We start from the raw sequence: 19,527 nt of genomic DNA, 5'->3' as shown, positions 1-19,527 counted from the left end.
CCTAATAGCTCCTTAATCATTTAATTTTTCAATATTTACTGTAACAGTTTTATATGATGGTTCCTTTGAATATGGGTCAAATATTGAAGGTGTCAATGCATTAGTTTCTATATAATGAATTGGTGCATAAAGATGATCTTTTTTAACATTTTCAGTAATCTTTGCTATAAATTCTTTTGCTACTCCATTTGAAGATTTTATTCTAATTATTTCATTAGGTAATATATTTAAATCCTTCGCAAGTTCTTTATTTATATAAACATATGCTTCCTTTGAAGAAATATTAGAAACTACATCCATCTCTCTTGTTCTTGTTTGCGTGTGCCATTGTCCTACAGTGCCTCTACCTGAGTTAAATATATAAGGGAATTCTTTACTTACCTTTATTGGAGATTCTGCTATATCTTCAAATACAAATTTAGCCTTCTTAGATGGTGTATAATATTTATTGTCTTCAAACAGTCTTCTTTCATCTTCTTTAAGACTTTCTCCCTCTCTAAAAGGCCATTGAATTCCTTTAGAATTTTCAAGAGATTCATATGTTACTCCTGTAATATCACAAGGCATTCCTTTTGAACATTTTTTTAGAAGTTCAAAAGCATCCTTTGGAGTCTTCCAATTATCTAATAAACTTCCCATTCCTAAAGCTCTACCAATTCCAAGGAATATTTCGTAATCTGTTAATTCTCCTTCTTCTTTTTCTAAAACTGGAGAAACTAATGATAAACGTCTTTCTGTGTTTATTAATACCCCTTGTTTTTTAATAGCTGGTACTGATGGTAAGTATAAATCACAAAGTTTAGCACTATCTGTATCTTCATATATATCTTGAACTACAAAAAAGTCTAAGTTCTTAACAGCTTCCTCAAATTCTTCATTGTTTGTCCATGAATGTCTTGGGTTTGTACATACTACCCATAAACCTTTAATCTCTCCTGATTTTACTTTTTCTATAATCATGTTATATGGTAATGTTGGCTTTGATGGTAATAAGCTTTCATCCATTTCTAATGCTTCTGCTACAGCTTTTCTTCTTACTGCATTATCGTATTCTCCACCACCATAAAGCCCTGCAGTATTACTAAAAGCTCTTGAACCCATTGCATTACATTGTCCAGTTAATGAATTTGCACCAGTTCCTTCTCTTCCTATATTCCCAGTCATTATTGCAAGATTTATTATTGATTGTGCTGTTCTAACAGCCTCATATCCTTGGTTTACTCCCATTGTCCACCAAAATGATACTTTTTTTCCTTCATGAATAATCTTAGCTAACTCTAAAACTCTATCTTTTGATATTCCAGTTTCTTCTTCAACAGATTCTAAGGTAAACTTACTAACATGATTTTTAAAATCTTCAAAGCCTTCTGTATAATTTTCAATATAGTTAGTGTCAATCCAACCTTTTTCAATTAATATGTTTGCTAAAGTATAAAGTAACACTAAGTCAGCCTTAGGTTTTATATCTATCCATATATCTGAATTTAAAGCTGTTTCTGATTTTCTTGGATCTATAGTTATTATTTTAGCTTCTTTATTATTTTTAACTCTTCCCCAAAATACAGGATGTGCTATAACAGGATTTGCACCAATAAAAATAATAGTATCTGATAGTTCTGCATCTTTTAATGTATATGGTGGAGCATCAAAGCCAAAACTTTGCTTATGTGCAACTACTGAAGTAGCCATACAAAGTCTAGTGTTTCCATCCCCATTTATTCCCATATAACTTCTGCCAACGTGTCCTAAAAGAGCCATATCTTCAGTTGTCATTTGTCCTGTACTAATAAAGGCTACGCTTTCTTTCCCATATTTTTCTTGAATATCAGTCATCTTTGTTGCAAATATATCAAAGCCCTTTTCCCATGAAACCTCTTCCATTTCGCCCTTTTCATTTCTTATAAGAGGTCTTTTTCTTGCTTTTATTTTTGTTTGTTGCTTATCTAAATTTAAGCCTTTTATACAACAAAATCCTTTATTTACAGGATAGTGCTCTGTTGGTGCTATCTTTTTAATTTCCCCATCTTCTACGTAAAAATCCACATTACATGCTAAAGCACAAAAATTACAAGTAGATTGTATTTTTTTCATATAATAACATCTCCAGTCTTTTATATTTATATCTAGTATTATGACTATTATTTAATCCTATACATTAAATATTTTATCATTTCCATATAAAATCAACCGTGATAATTGTCACATTATTAACAATCTATAATATAGTTTTTTATATAAAAAACCCAATGTAAGTCTATTTACATTGGGCTTAAATTTTTATATTTAATCTATTTTTTCTGATATATTAGTATCTAAAGCTGTAGATTTTCCAAAATAATACCCTATAATCATACTAAATACAGGAATGAATTCTGATGAACTTATTCTACCTATAATACTAAGATAGCAAAATACTATTGTAACTAATAATGCTATAATTTTTCTTACACTTAAAAATACCTCTTTAAATTTTTTAGGATCCCTTCTTTTTTCCACAAATATACACCTCCATAAAAATATATACTCTGGGAAATTAAACTTCAAGGGAACAATTTAAATAAAGTTCCCTTATTACTTTTTATTGCTCTTGATCTATACTATCCATTAATTTCTCTAATGTAGCAATATCAAAACCAGCTGCATTATAATAGTCAATTAATTCTTTTTCCATTTTATCTAATGATAAACTATCATTAGAGTTATGAAATGTCTTTACATACAGCTCCTTTATTTTATCTTTGTTCATAATATCACCTCTGTATATTTTCTGTCCTTTTTTATGCTCTTAATAGTATCTATTCTTTAAATTATAAAAATATGCTATATAGGTGATAATATTTGATTTTATAAATAAAAAGAAAGCTCTTTTTGATATCTTTCATCTAATAGTTACAATTTTATTATTTAAATTGTCTACTATAAAAATAACATATCATTTTAAAGCTTTCTTTTATTTTAGTTTAATTTAAGTTGTAAAAATAATTTCTAGCAATAATCTTCTTCACTCCATAAATTGCAACTATTATTGTCACAATCATTATTATCTAAAACACTATCACAACCATTATTTTGACCAGCATTTAATCCAGCCTTATATCCATCACTATAACCTTTCTTATATCCTTCTTTACATCCTACTACTTTTCCCTCTTTATATCCTACTGCCTTACCTTTTTTATAGCCTTCTCTTATTCCAGCTTCTTTCCCATCTTTATATCCTTGTTGATATCCATTTTGACATCCTGCTTTATAACCATTTTCATATCCCTTTTGATAAGCCTTTTCAGCACCATCTTTATATCCTTTTTGATATCCTTTTTGACATCCAACTTTTAATCCTTTAACATATCCTTTTTGACATCCAGCTTTTTCACCATCTAAATAGCCAGCTTTATATCCTTCCTCATTACCACAACAATATCCCCTATTATATCCCATTCTATAAGCATTGCTACAATTACTATTTATTGCAACATTATTACATCCATTATTTGAACTGCAGTTACACATTAAAACTCCTCCTTAGTTAATCTAATTTCTTTACTAACATAATATGCCAAGTGTGTATTTTTGACATTAATAACAATTAAATTTATGCTATACGCAAATACTCATAGGTAACATAACTGTTGCTTTTCCATGTATAATTATATTAGGTTTTTCTGGCAACAGTATTCCATTTTTATTTAAAAGTTCAAAATATGGATTCATTGATTCTAATAAAGTTTCATAATATTTTTCTTGGGATGATTTCCTAAATAAACTTAATTTTTCATTACCGCAACAAACCTTCATAGTTTTGCCAATTACTCTACATGGACAATTCATAAAATCATACATACATGCTTTAGAACTTAAAAAATATGTGCTGTTAACAACTAAAATTAAATAACTTTCTCCATTGGATAAAATCATTTCCTCAGTACCACTTTCCGTAACACAATTTTTCATACATTCCAACAATTTAACTATTGTTGTATAGTTTAACTCCTTAAGATTAGAATCCTTTAATAAATTGTTTAGATTTTCAGTACCATAACAATTAAGTACATTAATTAATGTATTTAAATATGGAACTATAGATAAGGTAGTAATTTCACCTTCTACTTCTAAAATCTCTCCTTCCCTTAGTTGTTCTTCAATTATATTATTTTTTTCTATTAATCTAATACTATTATTATTATATAAAGAGCTAACTAATTGATTATGTAATAAAAAAGTAGTATTTATTCTTTGAAATTGTTCTTGAATTCTATCATACTCTTTACCTTCTACTCCAGCATCTGATCCTTTAGTATTTTGATAATTATCATCTAAAGAATAACGTTTTGTTTTATATCCTTCTACTTTATCAATACCATCTTTTTCATTATTTCCATATACGTCTCTATTAGAGAAATTTACATTTCCTGATAAAGTTCTATCTTTTATATTAGTAACTGTTCTTATATCTATATATCCATTTAATGCTAATGCATTCATATTTTTAATTAATCCTTCATCAATATAGATAAAGAGATCTAATAGATTCTCTTCCATGCTGTCCCCCTTTCCCCTTTTAAGAAACTCTATAGTCATTCCAATATATTATATTTAATAATGTATTTTAAAATGACACTATTAAAAAGAAACTTATTTAATTAACAGTTTCTTTAGGTTAATTAAATAAGTTTCTTTTATTTTTTATCTCTTAATATTGATTTTATTTCTTCCAAAATTTCCTTATCTGAACTCTCTTTTATAATATCACTTGTTTTAACTTCTCTAAGCATATGCAAAATCTCTAATTCTTCTTGTAAATTCATAATAGCTTGCTCTACTTCCTTGCTATTTTTTTCTCTAACTTTTTCTGAATAAATTAATTCCCCACAAGTTAAACAGTGAGCAGATAACTCTATTACTTCTATTCTACCAATATTTAATTCCTTTACAATTTTATGCTCCTTCAATGTATATGATCTTATTTTTTTACATTTCTCGCAATATCCTCTATTATCAGTAAACATAATACCTCCGTCTTTTAATTATAGTCCATTGAATTTCTAATAAAACTCTTATATATAACTTTTCACTTATTGTTCATTTTTATTTATATTATATTAATCTTCATATAATTTTACAATAAAAAAATCATATATGTATATATCCTTAACCTTTATAAAAATATATACAAATCACTATTGATAATAATTATTAATTAATATATAATACTAATATAAATCTTAGTTGTTTACTCTGCTTTATTTGTAGAGTTTTTAGGAGGGATAACAATGATCAAAGAAAAAGCAAATAAAATTTCTATAATCGGTGCTGGATTTGTGGGTTCTACTACTGCTTATTCATTAATGATTCAAGGTTTAGCATCTGATATTGTAATTGTAGATATAAATAAAGATAAAGCTGAAGCTGAAGCAATGGACCTTTCTCACGGAGCAGCTTTTGTTAAAGCTGTGGATATTAAAGCTGGAACTTATGAAGATACTAAAAATTCAGATATTATAATCATCACTGCTGGTATAGGTCCAAAACCTGGAGAAACAAGACTTGATATTATAAATAAAAATTTAGCCATTTTTAAAGAAATAGTTCCTGAAGTTGTTAAATATAGTCCTAATTCTATTCTGCTTGTTGTGTCAAATCCTGTAGATATATTGACTTATATTACTTATAAATTATCAGGTTTCCCTAAAAATAGAGTTATTGGCTCAGGTACTGTACTTGATACATCTAGATTAAAATATATGTTAAGTGAACATTTTGATATAGATGCCAGAAATGTACATACATATATAATTGGTGAACATGGTGATTCAGAAATAACAGCTTGGAGTCTAACTAATATTGCTGGTATGAATGCAGATAGTTACTGCCAAAATGTGTGTTCTAAATGTGATAAAAATTTCAAATATGAAATTCCTAACTTAGTTAAAAATGCAGCTTATGAAATAATCAATAGAAAAGGCTATACAAACTATGCAGTTGCTTTAGCTGTAACTAGGATAGTTGAAGCTATATTAAGAGATGAAGACTCTATTCTTACTGTTTCCTCCTTATTCCAAGGACAGTACGGAATTAATGATGTTTATCTAGCCATTCCTACTATTTTAAATAGAAATGGAGCAAAAAAAATACTTGAAGTTCCTCTTTCAACTGATGAAATATCTAAGCTTAAAGAGTCTTCTGACTTGTTAATAAGTCATCTTTCTAAAGCTAAATTCTAAGTTAAAAGTAGCTATCAATTAACGGATAGCTACTTTTCTATAAACTCGTTAGGAATATTTTTTATAAATCTACTTATATTATTTCTTCTACCTTTTGAGTTTTTTGCATATGTTAAGTATAACTTTTTTTTAGCTCTTGTTATTGCTACATAAAAAACACGTTCTTCTTCCTTTAAATTTGAAGACTTAATTGCTTGATAGGAAGGAAAAACATTTTCTTGTATTCCTGCTAGAAATACATAATCAAACTCTAGCCCTTTAGCTTGATGTACTGTTATTATTGGAATTCTTGCTTGTCCTTTTAAAATTCTTTCCATATCTCCATTGGAAAGAGAGGTTATTTTTAAAAATTCTATCATTGCATCCTGCGGTGATAGATTAAGGTTATCTAAATCTTTTGCAATTAAATAGAATTCTCTTAATCTATATACTCTTTGCATTTCTTTCTCATACAATTTTTTAATTTCAAATTCCTCAATAATTTTAGCTATTATATTTTTAGGTCTTTCTAATTCACTTAATCTTATTATATTATTTAGTTTTAAACTTAGTTTTGTAAAACTCTCTAAATGTTTTCCTACTAACATTTGTCTTTCAAAAGCTAATGGTTTAATCTTATTTTTTATTGCTAATAGTAAAAGTTCTGCTGTAGCTAAAATATCATCCATGGCATCATGAGTTGGTTTATTATTTATATTAAATAACTCACTTAATGTATTTAATTTATGATTGGGTAAATTTGGATAGAATCGTCTATAAATATCTAATGTATCGTAAAAATCCAGGAAATTCGGATTCTCAAGTCCATTTCTTTTTAATTCACTAGTTAATATATTTATATCATATTGAACATTATGCCCAACTACAACTGCTCTTTTTGAAAACTTTAAAAACTCTTTTAATCCATCTATTTTATCTTCTCCATGGCGCTTTAAATATTCATCACTGAATCCATGTACCTTTTCTGAAGTTCTAACAGACTTATTATTTTTAAGTAACTTCTCAAAGCTATCTATAACTTCACCCTTTGAATTTATTTTTATAGCTGCAATTTGTATAATCTCATCCTCTGTAGTATTTACCCCTGTACTTTCAACATCAAAGACAATAACATTATCATTGTTTATCTCTTTCATAAGTAATCCATATTTATCTCCATAAACATGAGTCTTATTATCTATAAAATCACTAATATTTATTCCAACTTCTTTATAATCTTTTGATGTAATTGTATTTATAGCACTTAAAGAAATCCCCGTTTTAAATCTTTTAATTATTCTTTTTAAACTATTAGAATCATATTTATTAGTACATAATTTTAAAACAGCTAAAACATCTTTAATTTCCTGCCTTCTAAAAAATCTAAACTCATCAATTAATATAAAGTTCAACTTATCACAAGCATCTAAACTTCTATTTATATTTGCTAATTCATTAGATAAATCAATATTATATTTATTATTTCTAGTTAATATACATACTTTAGAAACATCCGTCAGTTTCAAATTCTTTATTTCACTAAATATGAAATTTGCTTCATCTTTTATAGAGTTTAATTCTTTCAAGCAAATTTTTTCTCCATTTAAATTACTTATTGCCTCTATTTCATTATTATAAGTTGCTTCTACTTCTAAAGAAAATACATTTTTTAAATATCTAAAAGATGCCTCTATAAGTCTTTTAGTTGATCTATAATTTTCATTAAATACTATTTTTATAGGATTATATTTTTCAGTGAATTCTTTAATTATTATATTAGGTATAGATCCTCTCCATTGATATATAGTTTGAAATGGATCACCACATAATAATATATTATTTTTATAAAATAGCTTTTCTATTATTTCATACTCTAAATAACTTGTATCTTGTACTTCATCTATACTTATATACTTAAATTTATTCCTTATGCCTTCTATAATTTTAAAATCTTTAAAAAGCTCATGAACTTTTATAATAAGATCATTAAAATCTAAATTATGATTATTATATAATGCACTGTTGTAACTTTGTACAATTTTAGCGCCTTCTTTTTCTAAAATATTCATCATATTATAATCTAATGAATATTCTTCACCAATACAAATATTTTTAATTTTTTCACTTTGTTCTTTATATAACCTTTTTATGATTTTTTCATAGTCCTTTAATGAATCTTCTGTATATATATCATATATACCCTTATATTCTTTTACTAATGCTATAAAATTTTGAAGTGATGCTAAGGAAAATTTATAGTAATTTACTGTCTTAATTACTTCTTTACAATCTTCTTCATCACATATAATAAAATCAGTATATATATCTGTATTCTTTTTTGCTTCTTCTTTTAAAATATCAAAGCAAAAGCTATGAAAAGTTTTAACTATTACATTTTCACCATCTTTATTTACTATACTTTCAATTCTTTCCTTCATTTCTTTACTTGCTTTATTTGTAAATGTAATACATAGTATCTCTTCGCTTTTTGCCTTATTGTTTTCTATTATATTAGAAATTCTATGAGCCAAAGTATTGGTTTTTCCTGTTCCTGCTGATGCAAGTAGTAAAATATTACTTTCTATTTCTTCTACTACTTCTCTTTGTTTTTTATTAAGTATAGTTTCCATTAATTCACCACCAATTTTTGCTTTACTAAAATATTATATCATAATAGTATTAAAAAGAGACATTTATCCCCTTTTGAATAAATGTCTCTTATATTAAATTATCCTATTTACTATAGCAATATTCTCCCTTCTATTCTTCTTTCATATCCTGTCCATTGACCAGGTTCTACCCCTTCTCCAATTATATCTATTTTATTAAATGTAGAATCTACGTAATCAGCATAATGGACTATATAAGATTCTTGACTTTTAGGTGATTTTGGAGAACCATATTCTAACTTTCCGTGATGTTGTACTATTATTCCCTTAAGTCTTTCCTTAAATTCATCTGAATATAATTCTGCTTCTTTTTTAAAAGCTTCTTCAAGCATCATTACTCCTATAACAATATGGCCTTCCATTTCACCTTCTAAAGTATACCCAAAAGGCCCTCCATAATACATCTCTCTTATTTTTCCTATATCGTGAAGTTTAGCACCTAAAATTGCTAATTCTTTATATCTGCAATTGTATCTCTCTGCAAAAGTTTTAGCTAAATACGTTACATTTAAAGTATGTTCAGCTAATCCCCCTAAGTAATTATGATGATGGTACACTCCACCTATAGCCATTTTAAATTTTTTTAAAAACTCTTCATCTTTAAAAAAATAATTATCAATAGCTATTATATCCGGACTTTTAAATTCTTTTGTTGTTATATCTTCAAGTTCATTTAGTATATCATCAATAGGTCTTTTAACAGAAGGTATATATGTATATATATCAAATTTTTCTATTTTTTTTATAACTTCTACCTTAAAAGGTGATTTAAATACCCCTTTTACCTTAATTACTTCTCCTACTTGAAGATTTAATTTTGAATCTACTATTAATGCTTTTACTTCACAAGTTTTATCGCCTATATATGCTGTTATAATATTTTCTTCTTTAGATAATATTTTCATTATCATTAAAGAAATTTCTATTTTTTCTCCACTCTTTGCTTCATTTAAATATCTATATGCCATTTTTTTGCTCCTTCTTAAATTATTACATAATTATTATTTCTTTATTAAAGCTTTATAATTCATTAATAATTTAATTAACTAATTTAAATAAGCACTTTTCAAGTAAAACTCCTTCTTTAGAAGGATAATCATATTTATTGCTTTCTTTTATACATTCTAGTACAAAATCACTTGCCTTTTCACTTGCTTCTTCTATTGATAATCCTTTTATTAAACTCCCAATTAAAACAGATGCAAATATATCTCCTGTTCCAGGATAACTTTTTATTTCTTTCTTATGAGAAATTACTTTAAAACTATTTATTTTACTATTATATATAAGTACTCCAATTTCATTTTCTTTCATTGGGATACTTGTAACTATTATATCTCTAGCACCAAGATTAATTAGACTTTTTAAGATATCTTTAATTTCTTCTTCACTTATACTTTCTTTTACTTTTTTACCTGATAATAAACAAGCCTCTGTAAAATTTGGAGTTATTATATTAGAAAATCTTATTATTTCTTTTAAATCTTTTACATATTCATCATTAAAATTAGAGTATAGATTTCCGGAATCTCCACAAATAGGATCAAATACAACTAAATTATTTTCATTTTTAAATTTTTTTATGAAATTTTTAGCACTATTTAGATTTTCTTTATTTCCTAAATATCCAACAAATATTCCTTGAAAACTTATTTCATTTTCTCTATAATGCTCTATTGTCTCTTCTATAAATCCTTCTGTATATTTAATTACCGGTTTACCAAATCCTCCTGTATGTGTTGATAAAATAAGAGTAGGTATAGGACAAGCTTCTATACCCATAACGCTTATTACTGGCATTATATTGGTTAATGCTGCTTTTCCTATACCACACATATCATGAAGGATTGCTATTTTGTCAATTGGTTTACTCAAAATTAACGCTCCTTATCTTTATATTAAATTTGATTTTTGTGCTACTTTTTTTACTGCTGTAGCTAATGGTATTGCTATTATTACTCCTATAGTAGTTGTAACTAATGATGTACTTAAACTTGCTATTGCAACTGCCCATGTTTTTCCAAATATAAGTAAGTTACTTATAAAATATCCTATAAGAGATACTAATCCCCCTGCTATAAATCCTATTACATTATATTTTAAACTATTTCCTTCTTTTCCATTTGCAAAAGCAATTTTACCCGCTACATATCCTGTTAATCCCTTTACTATTAACGTTGGTATTGTCCACGCTGCAAAATCACTTAAAAGATCAAAAAGAGCACATCCAATTCCTCCAGCTAAACCTGCATCTTTACCTACAAGCACTGCTGCTATAAAAATTGCAGTAGTTCCTAAATGAACCATTGACATTGAACCACCAATTGGTATCCTTATATTTATTAATGTCCCTACATAACACATAGCTGCAAGTACTGCAATCATTACTAATCTTTTTGTTTTAAATTTCATTTCTAATCCCCCTAGCAACATTCGTTAGTGTAAAGTTTTTTACACTACTTTTCTTTTTAAATCTTTATATATCAAGGTTTCGCCAGTTTTTTTGTATAAAAAAATAACGACCCCCTAATTTCATGTTAAAATTGAATCTCTAACCAAACAAAATCACACATGAAAGGATGTCGTTATTATGGATTCAATTATAACTTATTTAATTACTTATAATCAATATTTAATTGCCATTATCGGTCAATTACTTTTATTCATCTCAAAACATATTCCACTTAACCAGATGATATTTGATGATTCTAATAGTCCAGAATACCAAAAATTCAAAGTAGATAAGCTACCCACAATTATTAGATTTGAAAAGGTAGACTATATATTACTTTTAGCTTATTACAAACATAAATATAACAAGACCGTAAAACCCGTCCAAAGACGGAACGGGAAGTCTATCCCTAAAAAAACTAAATGTCCTAAGTGTGGTGCACCACATGAATATATATACGATAACAATGGCAGTAAAGGACAGTTTCAATGTAAAGTTTGTGGTCTTACATTTAAAGAAACTAATCACACAACTAAACCAATAGTATTTATATGTCCTTATTGCGGTGCTACGCTTACGGAACAAAAGCAACGCAAGCACTTTAAAATACATAAATGCAATAATTCTAAATGCTTATACTATCAAAGAAATCTTAAGAATCTTCCAAAGAATATTGATCCTTGTGATAAATACAAGTATAAGCTTCATTACATATATCGTGAATTTAATATTAACTTCTTTAAAATGGATCTATATCCAATATCAAAACATGCTACCGGATTTAGTTTTAAGAAGTTTAGCCCGCATATAATGGGACTATGCTTGACTTATCACGTTAATTGTAAAATGTCTACAAGACAAACAGCTCATGTTTTAAAAGAAGTTCATGGAATAAAAATTTCACATAGAACTGTTGCTAATTATGCTCTAACAGCAGCTGCTGTTATTAAGCCGTTTGTTGATACCTTTGATTACAAACCCTCTAAAATACTTTCTGCCGATGAAACTTATATAAAAGTAAAAGGCATTAAGCATTATGTCTGGATTGTAATGGATGCTTGTAAAAGGTCTATTCTAGGTTATCAAGTATCTGATACAAGAGATACTGGCCCTTGTATACTAGCAATGCGTATGGCTTTTGATAAGTTTAAAGACTTCCCTGGAAAAGCTTTAAACTTCGTTGCCGATGGTTACAGTTCATATCCGTTAGCGAAGCAACAATTTGAATTAGAAAAAAATAAAGAATTTAATCTAACTCAAGTTATCGGACTTACTAACGATGATCCAGTATCTGAAGAATTTCGTTGGGTTAAGCAAGTTGTAGAGCGTTTAAACCGTACCTTTAAATCTTCCTACAGGGGTACCTGTGGTTATGGAAGTGATGAAGGTGCTCTTTATGGCTTCTCCCTTTGGGTTGCTTATTACAACTTCTTACGCCCGCATCCTTACAATTACTGGCGTCCTTTAAACGAATTAAAGCAACTAGATGGTATTGACAATATGTCTGCAAAGTGGCAAATTCTTATCAGTCTCGGTCAACAAACCATATTACATATGCAAGAATCACAAACTTCTTGATAAATCATAAAATCAAATATTGATTAAGTTTTTGCCTCCGTTACCGAAGGTCTTTTTAGCATATTCAATTTTAAAATTTTCTTAGATATTATAAAGATATTTTTAACTATTATTCCAAATTAGCCATAAGCTATTTTTTCATACGAAACTTTACACTATCCAACATTCTTTATGTTTATATAATATTTACCAAAGCTCCTTTAGTCAAATGTATGGATACAATTATAGTAAAACAAATAAATAAAAGGGTGCAAAGCACCCTTTTACTTATTTTACCATCAACAGCCGCCAAATAATAATAGTATAAATAATAATGGGAACCAACCGCCACAAGCGCCTCCCCATCCTCCGCCGCAACCATAACCACCGCAGCCGCCACCATAGCCGCCACAACCGCCACAGCCACCGCCACAATTATTATAGTTACAACCACACCTATTACTACATCCACAACCTCGTGAACAGCAACTGTTACAACAACTGTTACAACAACAGCATGACTTACATGATTTCTTTGACATGTTCATCAACTCCTACTCTTTTGTATAGTACATATTATTCTTTTATCATTATTTTGGTTCTATAAATTAACTTTTTTATTTATTATCATTTACGAGTATTTTATTTAAGTAGATTTTTTATAAAAAACATGTTAAAATTAATATGTAATTAAATTAAAGGAGAGTAATTTTATGGATAAAAGAAATAGACTTGTTGCACCTAGAAACGTAGTTAATACGAAAATGCTTTATAGCTTTTATATTCTTAAAGAACTTGCTAAAGGAGAAACTATTTTTGGTAATAAAGTTTTAGAAGCCTTCAAATATAGATTCGAAGGATCTGAATTACCTTTCCCAGTCTCTTCTAGTACTATATATGAAACTCTTTATGATTTAGAAACTAAAGGCTATGTAAAAAGTCATTGGAGTGGTGATGAATTCTTAAATAAGAGAAGTAAAAAAATATACTCCATCACTGACGAAGGAGTATATTATTATAAAAACCATATTAGCGATTATGTTAATAATTTAAATAAAACAAAATCCACTTTAGATGTTATGATAGAAATGCTGGTTAAGTAATTAACCCGCTTTTTCTTTTACCTTTTATTTTTCTTACAATAAAATATGATATTACAGATAGTACTATTATACATATAATTCCTATTATTAAAATAACATTTCTATCCATTGAACTGTAGAATAAATTTACATTTATAGTTTCTACTATAAATGGTGATAATAATAACCCATTAAAAGTATATATCATAAATAGTCCTACCTTTTTAGGTATTTTAAACATTATTCCATTTGTCATATTTTCAACTTTAATTTTATTAGTTAATAAGCTCGAAATTAAACCTAATATAATTCCAATTAGAATAATCATTATTGCTACTGTAAAAAATTCTATAATTTTTGTATTATAGTAATTATAATTAAAGATAAAATTCGTAATTGGTTTAACTATAGAGTTAAAACGTATATAGTAATTAAATAAAAACTCTATATTTAAAATTAATGTTATAGAATAAATTCCTATAAAAACCACACTAAAAATTAGCATATATAAATTAGAAAAAGAGAATCTAAAAAAAATAATCCTCCAATTACTAAAATAGATATTGAAAACATTCTTATAAAATCAAGTATTATTACATTATTAAATACATTTAAATAACTAATTAATTCAGAATTCCTAATATATCCGCTAATTATTAATATATAATAAATAATAAAAAATACCATTGTTGACATTATTACCAAAATTAATTCTCTTCTTCTAATATCTTTTTTACTAAAAGGTCCTGATAAAAGTGTAGACCACTTTTTCCTTTTAAAAATTCCAACTGATATCATATAAATTATACTTAAATATAAAACTAATAATAATAAAATAAATATGTCATTACTAGAGGACAAGTATTTTTCTGTAGTTGTATATAAAACTTGATATTTTAAATATCCAAACCACTTATTAATTATGGTACTTTGAAAAATAAAAGCTCCTATATAACATGCTACTAAAGGTAATATAATATTTGCATCTCCTTGATAAAAAATGCTTCTATTTAAATATTTTCTCATAATCATCCTCCTTTTCTAATTTATGAATAAATACCTCTTCTAAACTTAAATCAATTTCTTCTATAAATAAAGGTTCAAATTTATTTAAATGTTTTTTAAAATCTTTATTATACTTATCAGTAACTATTGTAAAAACTCTCCCTATTTGTGAGATACTAAATATACCATCTATAATACTTAAATCTTCTTTATAAACAGGCATATCAAAAGCTACTTGTATTTTCTTTATATTTTTCTTAATACCTTCTAAAGAGTTATGATATGCTATTTTTCCTTCATCAAGCATTATTATATCATCACATAGTCTCTCAAGTTCTATTAGATTATGAGAGCTAATAATAACTCCTTTACCTTCTTCCGATACTTCTTTCATTATAAGCTTTAGAACTTTTTCTTTTAAAATAGGATCCAACCCCGATGTTGGTTCATCTAAAACTAAAAATTCACTCTTTAATGATAAAGATATCATTAAATTAACTCTAACCTTCATACCCTTAGATAATTGAAAAAACCTCTTATCTATAGGAATTTTAAATATTCTATTTATTTCATTAAACTTATGTTCATCAAAATTATCATATATTGATTTATAATAATTAACTATTTCTTTAATAGTTATTAAATAAAAACTATTATGTTCATCAGGAACATAAGCTAATTTTTTCTTAGCTTCTGCATTATCATAAATACTCTTCCCATTTAATAACACTTCACCCTTAGTACCTTCATATATACCTACTAAAGTTCTAATTAATGAAGTTTTGCCTACACCACTTGGTCCTACTAAACCAAGAATAGTTGACTTTTTTAATGTAAAATTTATATCATCTAATATTAATTTATCACCTAAATTTAATGATAAGCTATTAACTTCTAGCATCTATTCTCCTCCCTCTATGTCGTTAAAACACTCATTAAGGGCTTTAATTAAATCTTCTTTTTTAAGACCTAGATATTTTGCTTCTAACATTATTTTTTTTAATTCATTTTTAATCTTTTTAAACTTTTCTTCTAAATGTTTAGGTTTATAATCTTCTACCACAAAGGTTCCCCTCCCTCTTAAACTCTCTATTGCTCCATCTTTTTCCAACTCTCCATAAGCTTTACTTATCGTATTAGGATTTACAGTGACCATAACTGATAATTCTCTCACTGAAGGAAGTTTTTCTCCTGGTTTAATAATTCCCTTCAATATAAGTTCTTTTATTCCAATTATTATTTGTTCATAGATAGGTGTACTACTTCTTGCATCTATTTTTATCATATCTATTCCTCCCTAGATACATCGTAACTACCTATTTCTTCATAATAATCAACAACATATCCTTCACCTTCATCTACAACAATAAAAACATAATTTCCATTAAATATACCTGTATTTTTTTCGATATTCTCAAAAGCTTCTTTTTTAAGGACACCCTTATCATTTAAATTATTTCTACTCCAATTATAATCTCTAAGACATTTCCCTGTTACTTTAAAGTACTTTATATCTATTGGTCTTTTATAATTTTCTATTATAGAGTAAGATTCCTCATGATTAAGTTTTATGCTCTCTACTTGATTTTCTTTAAGTTCTTCAATTTTGTAAGATTCTATAAATGTTGGTATTGAATAAAAACCCATCATTCTATTTTCTTGCTTATTATCTCCTAAATATAGCCTATATCTTCTTGATATACTTTCATAAAATTCATTAGTTCTAACTAGTTTATATCTTGATTTATTAACTTTAGCTTCCTCAAGTATATTAGAATACTTAATAAAATTTTCCAACGCTTTAATTGGTTCATTATAGATTACCTTTTTCTCATACATATCTACTTTATTTGAAAATGTAAATATAAATAATAATGCAAATGATAATGCAGCCGTGGCAATTAATGTAGGTTTCTTCATAAATACCCTCCCTTTTAATATTAGTTAGTGTAAAGTTTTTTACACTACTTTTCTTTTTAAATCTTTATATATCAAGGTTTCGCCAGTTTTTTTGTATAAAAAAATAACGACCCCCTAATTTCATGTTAAAATTGAATCTCTAACCAAACAAAATCACACATGAAAGGATGTCGTTATTATGGATTCAATTATAACTTATTTAATTACTTATAATCAATATTTAATTGCCATTATCGGTCAATTACTTTTATTCATCTCAAAACATATTCCACTTAACCAGATGATATTTGATGATTCTAATAGTCCAGAATACCAAAAATTCAAAGTAGATAAGCTACCCACAATTATTAGATTTGAAAAGGTAGACTATATATTACTTTTAGCTTATTACAAACATAAATATAACAAGACCGTAAAACCCGTCCAAAGACGGAACGGGAAGTCTATCCCTAAAAAAACTAAATGTCCTAAGTGTGGTGCACCACATGAATATATATACGATAACAATGGCAGTAAAGGACAGTTTCAATGTAAAGTTTGTGGTCTTACATTTAAAGAAACTAATCACACAACTAAACCAATAGTATTTATATGTCCTTATTGCGGTGCTACGCTTACGGAACAAAAGCAACGCAAGCACTTTAAAATACATAAATGCAATAATTCTAAATGCTTATACTATCAAAGAAATCTTAAGAATCTTCCAAAGAATATTGATCCTTGTGATAAATACAAGTATAAGCTTCATTACATATATCGTGAATTTAATATTAACTTCTTTAAAATGGATCTATATCCAATATCAAAACATGCTACCGGATTTAGTTTTAAGAAGTTTAGCCCGCATATAATGGGACTATGCTTGACTTATCACGTTAATTGTAAAATGTCTACAAGACAAACAGCTCATGTTTTAAAAGAAGTTCATGGAATAAAAATTTCACATAGAACTGTTGCTAATTATGCTCTAACAGCAGCTGCTGTTATTAAGCCGTTTGTTGATACCTTTGATTACAAACCCTCTAAAATACTTTCTGCCGATGAAACTTATATAAAAGTAAAAGGCATTAAGCATTATGTCTGGATTGTAATGGATGCTTGTAAAAGGTCTATTCTAGGTTATCAAGTATCTGATACAAGAGATACTGGCCCTTGTATACTAGCAATGCGTATGGCTTTTGATAAGTTTAAAGACTTCCCTGGAAAAGCTTTAAACTTCGTTGCCGATGGTTACAGTTCATATCCGTTAGCGAAGCAACAATTTGAATTAGAAAAAAATAAAGAATTTAATCTAACTCAAGTTATCGGACTTACTAACGATGATCCAGTATCTGAAGAATTTCGTTGGGTTAAGCAAGTTGTAGAGCGTTTAAACCGTACCTTTAAATCTTCCTACAGGGGTACCTGTGGTTATGGAAGTGATGAAGGTGCTCTTTATGGCTTCTCCCTTTGGGTTGCTTATTACAACTTCTTACGCCCGCATCCTTACAATTACTGGCGTCCTTTAAACGAATTAAAGCAACTAGATGGTATTGACAATATGTCTGCAAAGTGGCAAATTCTTATCAGTCTCGGTCAACAAACCATATTACATATGCAAGAATCACAAACTTCTTGATAAATCATAAAATCAAATATTGATTAAGTTTTTGCCTCCGTTACCGAAGGTCTTTTTAGCATATTCAATTTTAAAATTTTCTTAGATATTATAAAGATATTTTTAACTATTATTCCAAATTAGCCATAAGCTATTTTTTCATACGAAACTTTACACTATCTAATATTACTAGGTGTACTATATCACATAGTACACCTTTATTATATTACATTATTTTACTATTTTGCATTAAAATTTTCTTAATTCTTATTATTAATTCTTAAATTTTCCTTAATATACTTTGCAAGTTAAAAAGCAATCAACTTATTTTGATGATTGCTCTTCTTTTTCTTTTATTAAATTTTCAGCATAACATAAATTATCTAATGTCATTAAAACTTCTTTATACCCTTCTTTTATTAAATCATTATTATAAAGATCTTCATAACTAAGTTTATCAATTTCTATTTTTAATATCTTTTTATAATTTTCTCCGTATAATTTTTTTAATATATCTAAAAATCCTCTTTTAATCATTTTGTAGCCTTCTACATTATCATATGTCCAATTATAAATATCTTTATTAACCTTCTCTATAATTCCATAAAGCTGATATATGTAACTTAACTCTTTTAGAGAATACTTATCACTTAAAGATGCAACAGCCTTTTGATATTCTTTACTTATAGGTAAAATATATAAATATGATATATTTTCTTTATTTTGAAGACTTCTAATACTTTGAAATATAGCTGTACAAATGTCTAATCTAACTACATTGGCATAAGTACATTTTTCTTTTATTTTATATTTCTCTTCATATTCACGATTAGCTTCTTGTATTCTATATTGCTCTTTTATTGACTTTGATGTAGTTTTTTTACTTATATAATAACTGAAAATAGCACCTATTAATGATCCACTTACAATGGCTGAAGCTGATATTATAGTAGTAATTACGTTATCTGACACAAAAAATCCTCCTCTCCTTCTTTTGTTTATTTTTTGTATTTTTTATTAAAATATATCTGTAAAATTATTACTT

The 19,527-nt window shown here is 27.1% G+C and carries 21 protein-coding genes; 4 read left to right on the top strand and 17 right to left on the bottom strand.

The genetic code is table 11. From position 1 onward, the window contains the following. Nucleotides 1-12: 12 nt before the first annotated feature. The 6 genes from BTM21_RS05305 to BTM21_RS05285 form a co-directional block, all read right to left on the bottom strand. Nucleotides 13-2,091 (bottom strand): nitrate reductase, encoded by a 2,079-nt coding sequence (locus BTM21_RS05305; protein ID WP_021875749.1) that lies wholly within the window; start codon nt 2,089-2,091, stop codon nt 13-15. A gap of 192 nt (nt 2,092-2,283) precedes the next feature. Continuing rightward, a complete protein-coding gene (locus BTM21_RS05300; RefSeq protein ID WP_021875750.1) occupies nt 2,284-2,496 on the bottom strand; it encodes a hypothetical protein in 213 nt (70 codons plus the stop codon). An 82-nt stretch (nt 2,497-2,578) separates the two neighbouring features. Further along, nucleotides 2,579-2,746 (bottom strand): hypothetical protein, encoded by a 168-nt coding sequence (locus BTM21_RS13660; protein ID WP_021875751.1) that lies wholly within the window; start codon nt 2,744-2,746, stop codon nt 2,579-2,581. 239 nt (nt 2,747-2,985) lie between these two features. After that, nucleotides 2,986-3,510, bottom strand: a complete 525-nt coding sequence (locus BTM21_RS05295; protein WP_079481375.1) for a FliH/SctL family protein — start codon at nt 3,508-3,510, stop codon at nt 2,986-2,988. An 87-nt stretch (nt 3,511-3,597) separates the two neighbouring features. Next, on the bottom strand, nt 3,598-4,539 hold the full coding sequence (locus BTM21_RS05290) for a hypothetical protein (protein ID WP_079481376.1): 942 nt from the start codon (nt 4,537-4,539) through the stop codon (nt 3,598-3,600). Between the two features lie 137 nt (nt 4,540-4,676). After that, complete coding sequence (locus BTM21_RS05285; RefSeq protein WP_079481377.1) at nt 4,677-5,006, bottom strand: hypothetical protein; 330 nt, start codon at nt 5,004-5,006, stop codon at nt 4,677-4,679. A 264-nt stretch (nt 5,007-5,270) separates the two neighbouring features. On the opposite strand from BTM21_RS05285, the gene BTM21_RS05280 reads away from it, so the two are divergent. Continuing rightward, nucleotides 5,271-6,221 carry an L-lactate dehydrogenase gene (locus tag BTM21_RS05280; RefSeq protein ID WP_021875755.1) on the top strand — a complete coding sequence of 317 codons (951 nt, stop codon included), beginning with the start codon at nt 5,271-5,273 and terminating at the stop codon, nt 6,219-6,221. 29 nt (nt 6,222-6,250) lie between these two features. On the opposite strand, the gene BTM21_RS05275 is transcribed toward BTM21_RS05280, so the two are convergent. From BTM21_RS05275 to BTM21_RS05260, 4 genes are all read right to left on the bottom strand, one after another. Next, nucleotides 6,251-8,830: a 3'-5' exonuclease gene (locus BTM21_RS05275; RefSeq protein ID WP_021875756.1), complete on the bottom strand. Its 2,580-nt coding sequence runs from the start codon at nt 8,828-8,830 to the stop codon at nt 6,251-6,253. Between the two features lie 110 nt (nt 8,831-8,940). Then, nucleotides 8,941-9,837, bottom strand: a complete 897-nt coding sequence (locus BTM21_RS05270) for an HD domain-containing protein (protein WP_021875757.1) — start codon at nt 9,835-9,837, stop codon at nt 8,941-8,943. Between the two features lie 70 nt (nt 9,838-9,907). Further along, nucleotides 9,908-10,744, bottom strand: a complete 837-nt coding sequence (locus BTM21_RS05265; protein WP_079481378.1) for a pyridoxamine kinase — start codon at nt 10,742-10,744, stop codon at nt 9,908-9,910. An 18-nt stretch (nt 10,745-10,762) separates the two neighbouring features. Then, nucleotides 10,763-11,281, bottom strand: a complete 519-nt coding sequence (locus tag BTM21_RS05260) for an ECF transporter S component (RefSeq protein WP_079481379.1) — start codon at nt 11,279-11,281, stop codon at nt 10,763-10,765. Between the two features lie 178 nt (nt 11,282-11,459). On the opposite strand from BTM21_RS05260, the gene BTM21_RS05255 reads away from it, so the two are divergent. Beyond that, a complete protein-coding gene (locus BTM21_RS05255) occupies nt 11,460-12,899 on the top strand; it encodes a DDE-type integrase/transposase/recombinase (protein WP_079481036.1) in 1,440 nt (479 codons plus the stop codon). Nucleotides 12,900-13,177: 278 nt separating this feature from the next. Here the strand turns inward: BTM21_RS05255 and BTM21_RS05250 are convergent, their stop codons facing one another. After that, entirely contained in the window at nt 13,178-13,420 is a 243-nt protein-coding gene (locus BTM21_RS05250; RefSeq protein WP_096145366.1) for a ground-like protein, read from the bottom strand. 171 nt (nt 13,421-13,591) lie between these two features. Here BTM21_RS05250 and BTM21_RS05245 point away from each other — a divergent pair, with 171 nt between their 5' ends. Then, nucleotides 13,592-13,981, top strand: a complete 390-nt coding sequence (locus BTM21_RS05245) for a PadR family transcriptional regulator (RefSeq protein ID WP_079481382.1) — start codon at nt 13,592-13,594, stop codon at nt 13,979-13,981. On the opposite strand, the gene BTM21_RS13570 is transcribed toward BTM21_RS05245, so the two are convergent. The 5 genes from BTM21_RS13570 to BTM21_RS05220 form a co-directional block, all read right to left on the bottom strand. Next, on the bottom strand, nt 13,974-14,288 hold the full coding sequence (locus BTM21_RS13570) for a hypothetical protein (protein ID WP_151901570.1): 315 nt from the start codon (nt 14,286-14,288) through the stop codon (nt 13,974-13,976). The genes BTM21_RS05245 and BTM21_RS13570 overlap by 8 nt on opposite strands. 170 nt (nt 14,289-14,458) lie before the next feature. Beyond that, nucleotides 14,459-14,986, bottom strand: coding sequence for a hypothetical protein (locus BTM21_RS05235; protein WP_096145364.1), 528 nt, complete (start codon nt 14,984-14,986; stop codon nt 14,459-14,461). Next, entirely contained in the window at nt 14,967-15,866 is a 900-nt protein-coding gene (locus tag BTM21_RS05230; RefSeq protein ID WP_021875762.1) for an ABC transporter ATP-binding protein, read from the bottom strand. Before BTM21_RS05230 ends, BTM21_RS05235 begins: the two co-directional genes overlap by 20 nt. Next, a complete protein-coding gene (locus tag BTM21_RS05225) occupies nt 15,867-16,250 on the bottom strand; it encodes a GntR family transcriptional regulator (protein WP_021875763.1) in 384 nt (127 codons plus the stop codon). A 2-nt stretch (nt 16,251-16,252) separates the two neighbouring features. Further along, entirely contained in the window at nt 16,253-16,885 is a 633-nt protein-coding gene (locus tag BTM21_RS05220) for a hypothetical protein (protein ID WP_079481384.1), read from the bottom strand. Nucleotides 16,886-17,063: 178 nt separating this feature from the next. Between BTM21_RS05220 and BTM21_RS05215 the strand changes: the two genes are divergently transcribed. Next, nucleotides 17,064-18,503, top strand: a complete 1,440-nt coding sequence (locus tag BTM21_RS05215; RefSeq protein WP_079481036.1) for a DDE-type integrase/transposase/recombinase — start codon at nt 17,064-17,066, stop codon at nt 18,501-18,503. A 303-nt stretch (nt 18,504-18,806) separates the two neighbouring features. On the opposite strand, the gene BTM21_RS05210 is transcribed toward BTM21_RS05215, so the two are convergent. Further along, complete coding sequence (locus BTM21_RS05210) at nt 18,807-19,454, bottom strand: hypothetical protein (RefSeq protein WP_021875765.1); 648 nt, start codon at nt 19,452-19,454, stop codon at nt 18,807-18,809. Nucleotides 19,455-19,527 lie beyond the last annotated feature (73 nt).

Origin of the sequence: Clostridium chauvoei (assembly GCF_002327185.1) — a bacterium.
Lineage (GTDB): Bacteria > Bacillota > Clostridia > Clostridiales > Clostridiaceae > Clostridium > Clostridium chauvoei.
This window is presented reverse-complemented; position numbering and strand designations above follow the sequence as displayed.

Excerpts from the sequence above, each read along its gene's own strand:
- BTM21_RS05305 (WP_021875749.1), bottom strand. The coding sequence starts at position 2,091 with ATGAAAAAAATACAATCTACTTGTAATTTTTGTGCTTTAGCATGTAAT.
- BTM21_RS13660 (WP_021875751.1), bottom strand. The coding sequence starts at position 2,746 with ATGAACAAAGATAAAATAAAGGAGCTGTATGTAAAGACATTTCATAAC.
- BTM21_RS05295 (WP_079481375.1), bottom strand. The coding sequence starts at position 3,510 with ATGTGTAACTGCAGTTCAAATAATGGATGTAATAATGTTGCAATAAAT.
- BTM21_RS05290 (WP_079481376.1), bottom strand. The coding sequence starts at position 4,539 with ATGGAAGAGAATCTATTAGATCTCTTTATCTATATTGATGAAGGATTA.
- BTM21_RS05285 (WP_079481377.1), bottom strand. The coding sequence starts at position 5,006 with ATGTTTACTGATAATAGAGGATATTGCGAGAAATGTAAAAAAATAAGA.
- BTM21_RS05280 (WP_021875755.1), top strand. The coding sequence starts at position 5,271 with ATGATCAAAGAAAAAGCAAATAAAATTTCTATAATCGGTGCTGGATTT.
- BTM21_RS05275 (WP_021875756.1), bottom strand. The coding sequence starts at position 8,830 with ATGGAAACTATACTTAATAAAAAACAAAGAGAAGTAGTAGAAGAAATA.
- BTM21_RS05270 (WP_021875757.1), bottom strand. The coding sequence starts at position 9,837 with ATGGCATATAGATATTTAAATGAAGCAAAGAGTGGAGAAAAAATAGAA.
- BTM21_RS05260 (WP_079481379.1), bottom strand. The coding sequence starts at position 11,281 with ATGAAATTTAAAACAAAAAGATTAGTAATGATTGCAGTACTTGCAGCT.
- BTM21_RS05255 (WP_079481036.1), top strand. The coding sequence starts at position 11,460 with ATGGATTCAATTATAACTTATTTAATTACTTATAATCAATATTTAATT.
- BTM21_RS05250 (WP_096145366.1), bottom strand. The coding sequence starts at position 13,420 with ATGTCAAAGAAATCATGTAAGTCATGCTGTTGTTGTAACAGTTGTTGT.
- BTM21_RS05245 (WP_079481382.1), top strand. The coding sequence starts at position 13,592 with ATGGATAAAAGAAATAGACTTGTTGCACCTAGAAACGTAGTTAATACG.
- BTM21_RS13570 (WP_151901570.1), bottom strand. The coding sequence starts at position 14,288 with ATGATTATTCTAATTGGAATTATATTAGGTTTAATTTCGAGCTTATTA.
- BTM21_RS05235 (WP_096145364.1), bottom strand. The coding sequence starts at position 14,986 with ATGAGAAAATATTTAAATAGAAGCATTTTTTATCAAGGAGATGCAAAT.
- BTM21_RS05230 (WP_021875762.1), bottom strand. The coding sequence starts at position 15,866 with ATGCTAGAAGTTAATAGCTTATCATTAAATTTAGGTGATAAATTAATA.
- BTM21_RS05225 (WP_021875763.1), bottom strand. The coding sequence starts at position 16,250 with ATGATAAAAATAGATGCAAGAAGTAGTACACCTATCTATGAACAAATA.
- BTM21_RS05220 (WP_079481384.1), bottom strand. The coding sequence starts at position 16,885 with ATGAAGAAACCTACATTAATTGCCACGGCTGCATTATCATTTGCATTA.
- BTM21_RS05215 (WP_079481036.1), top strand. The coding sequence starts at position 17,064 with ATGGATTCAATTATAACTTATTTAATTACTTATAATCAATATTTAATT.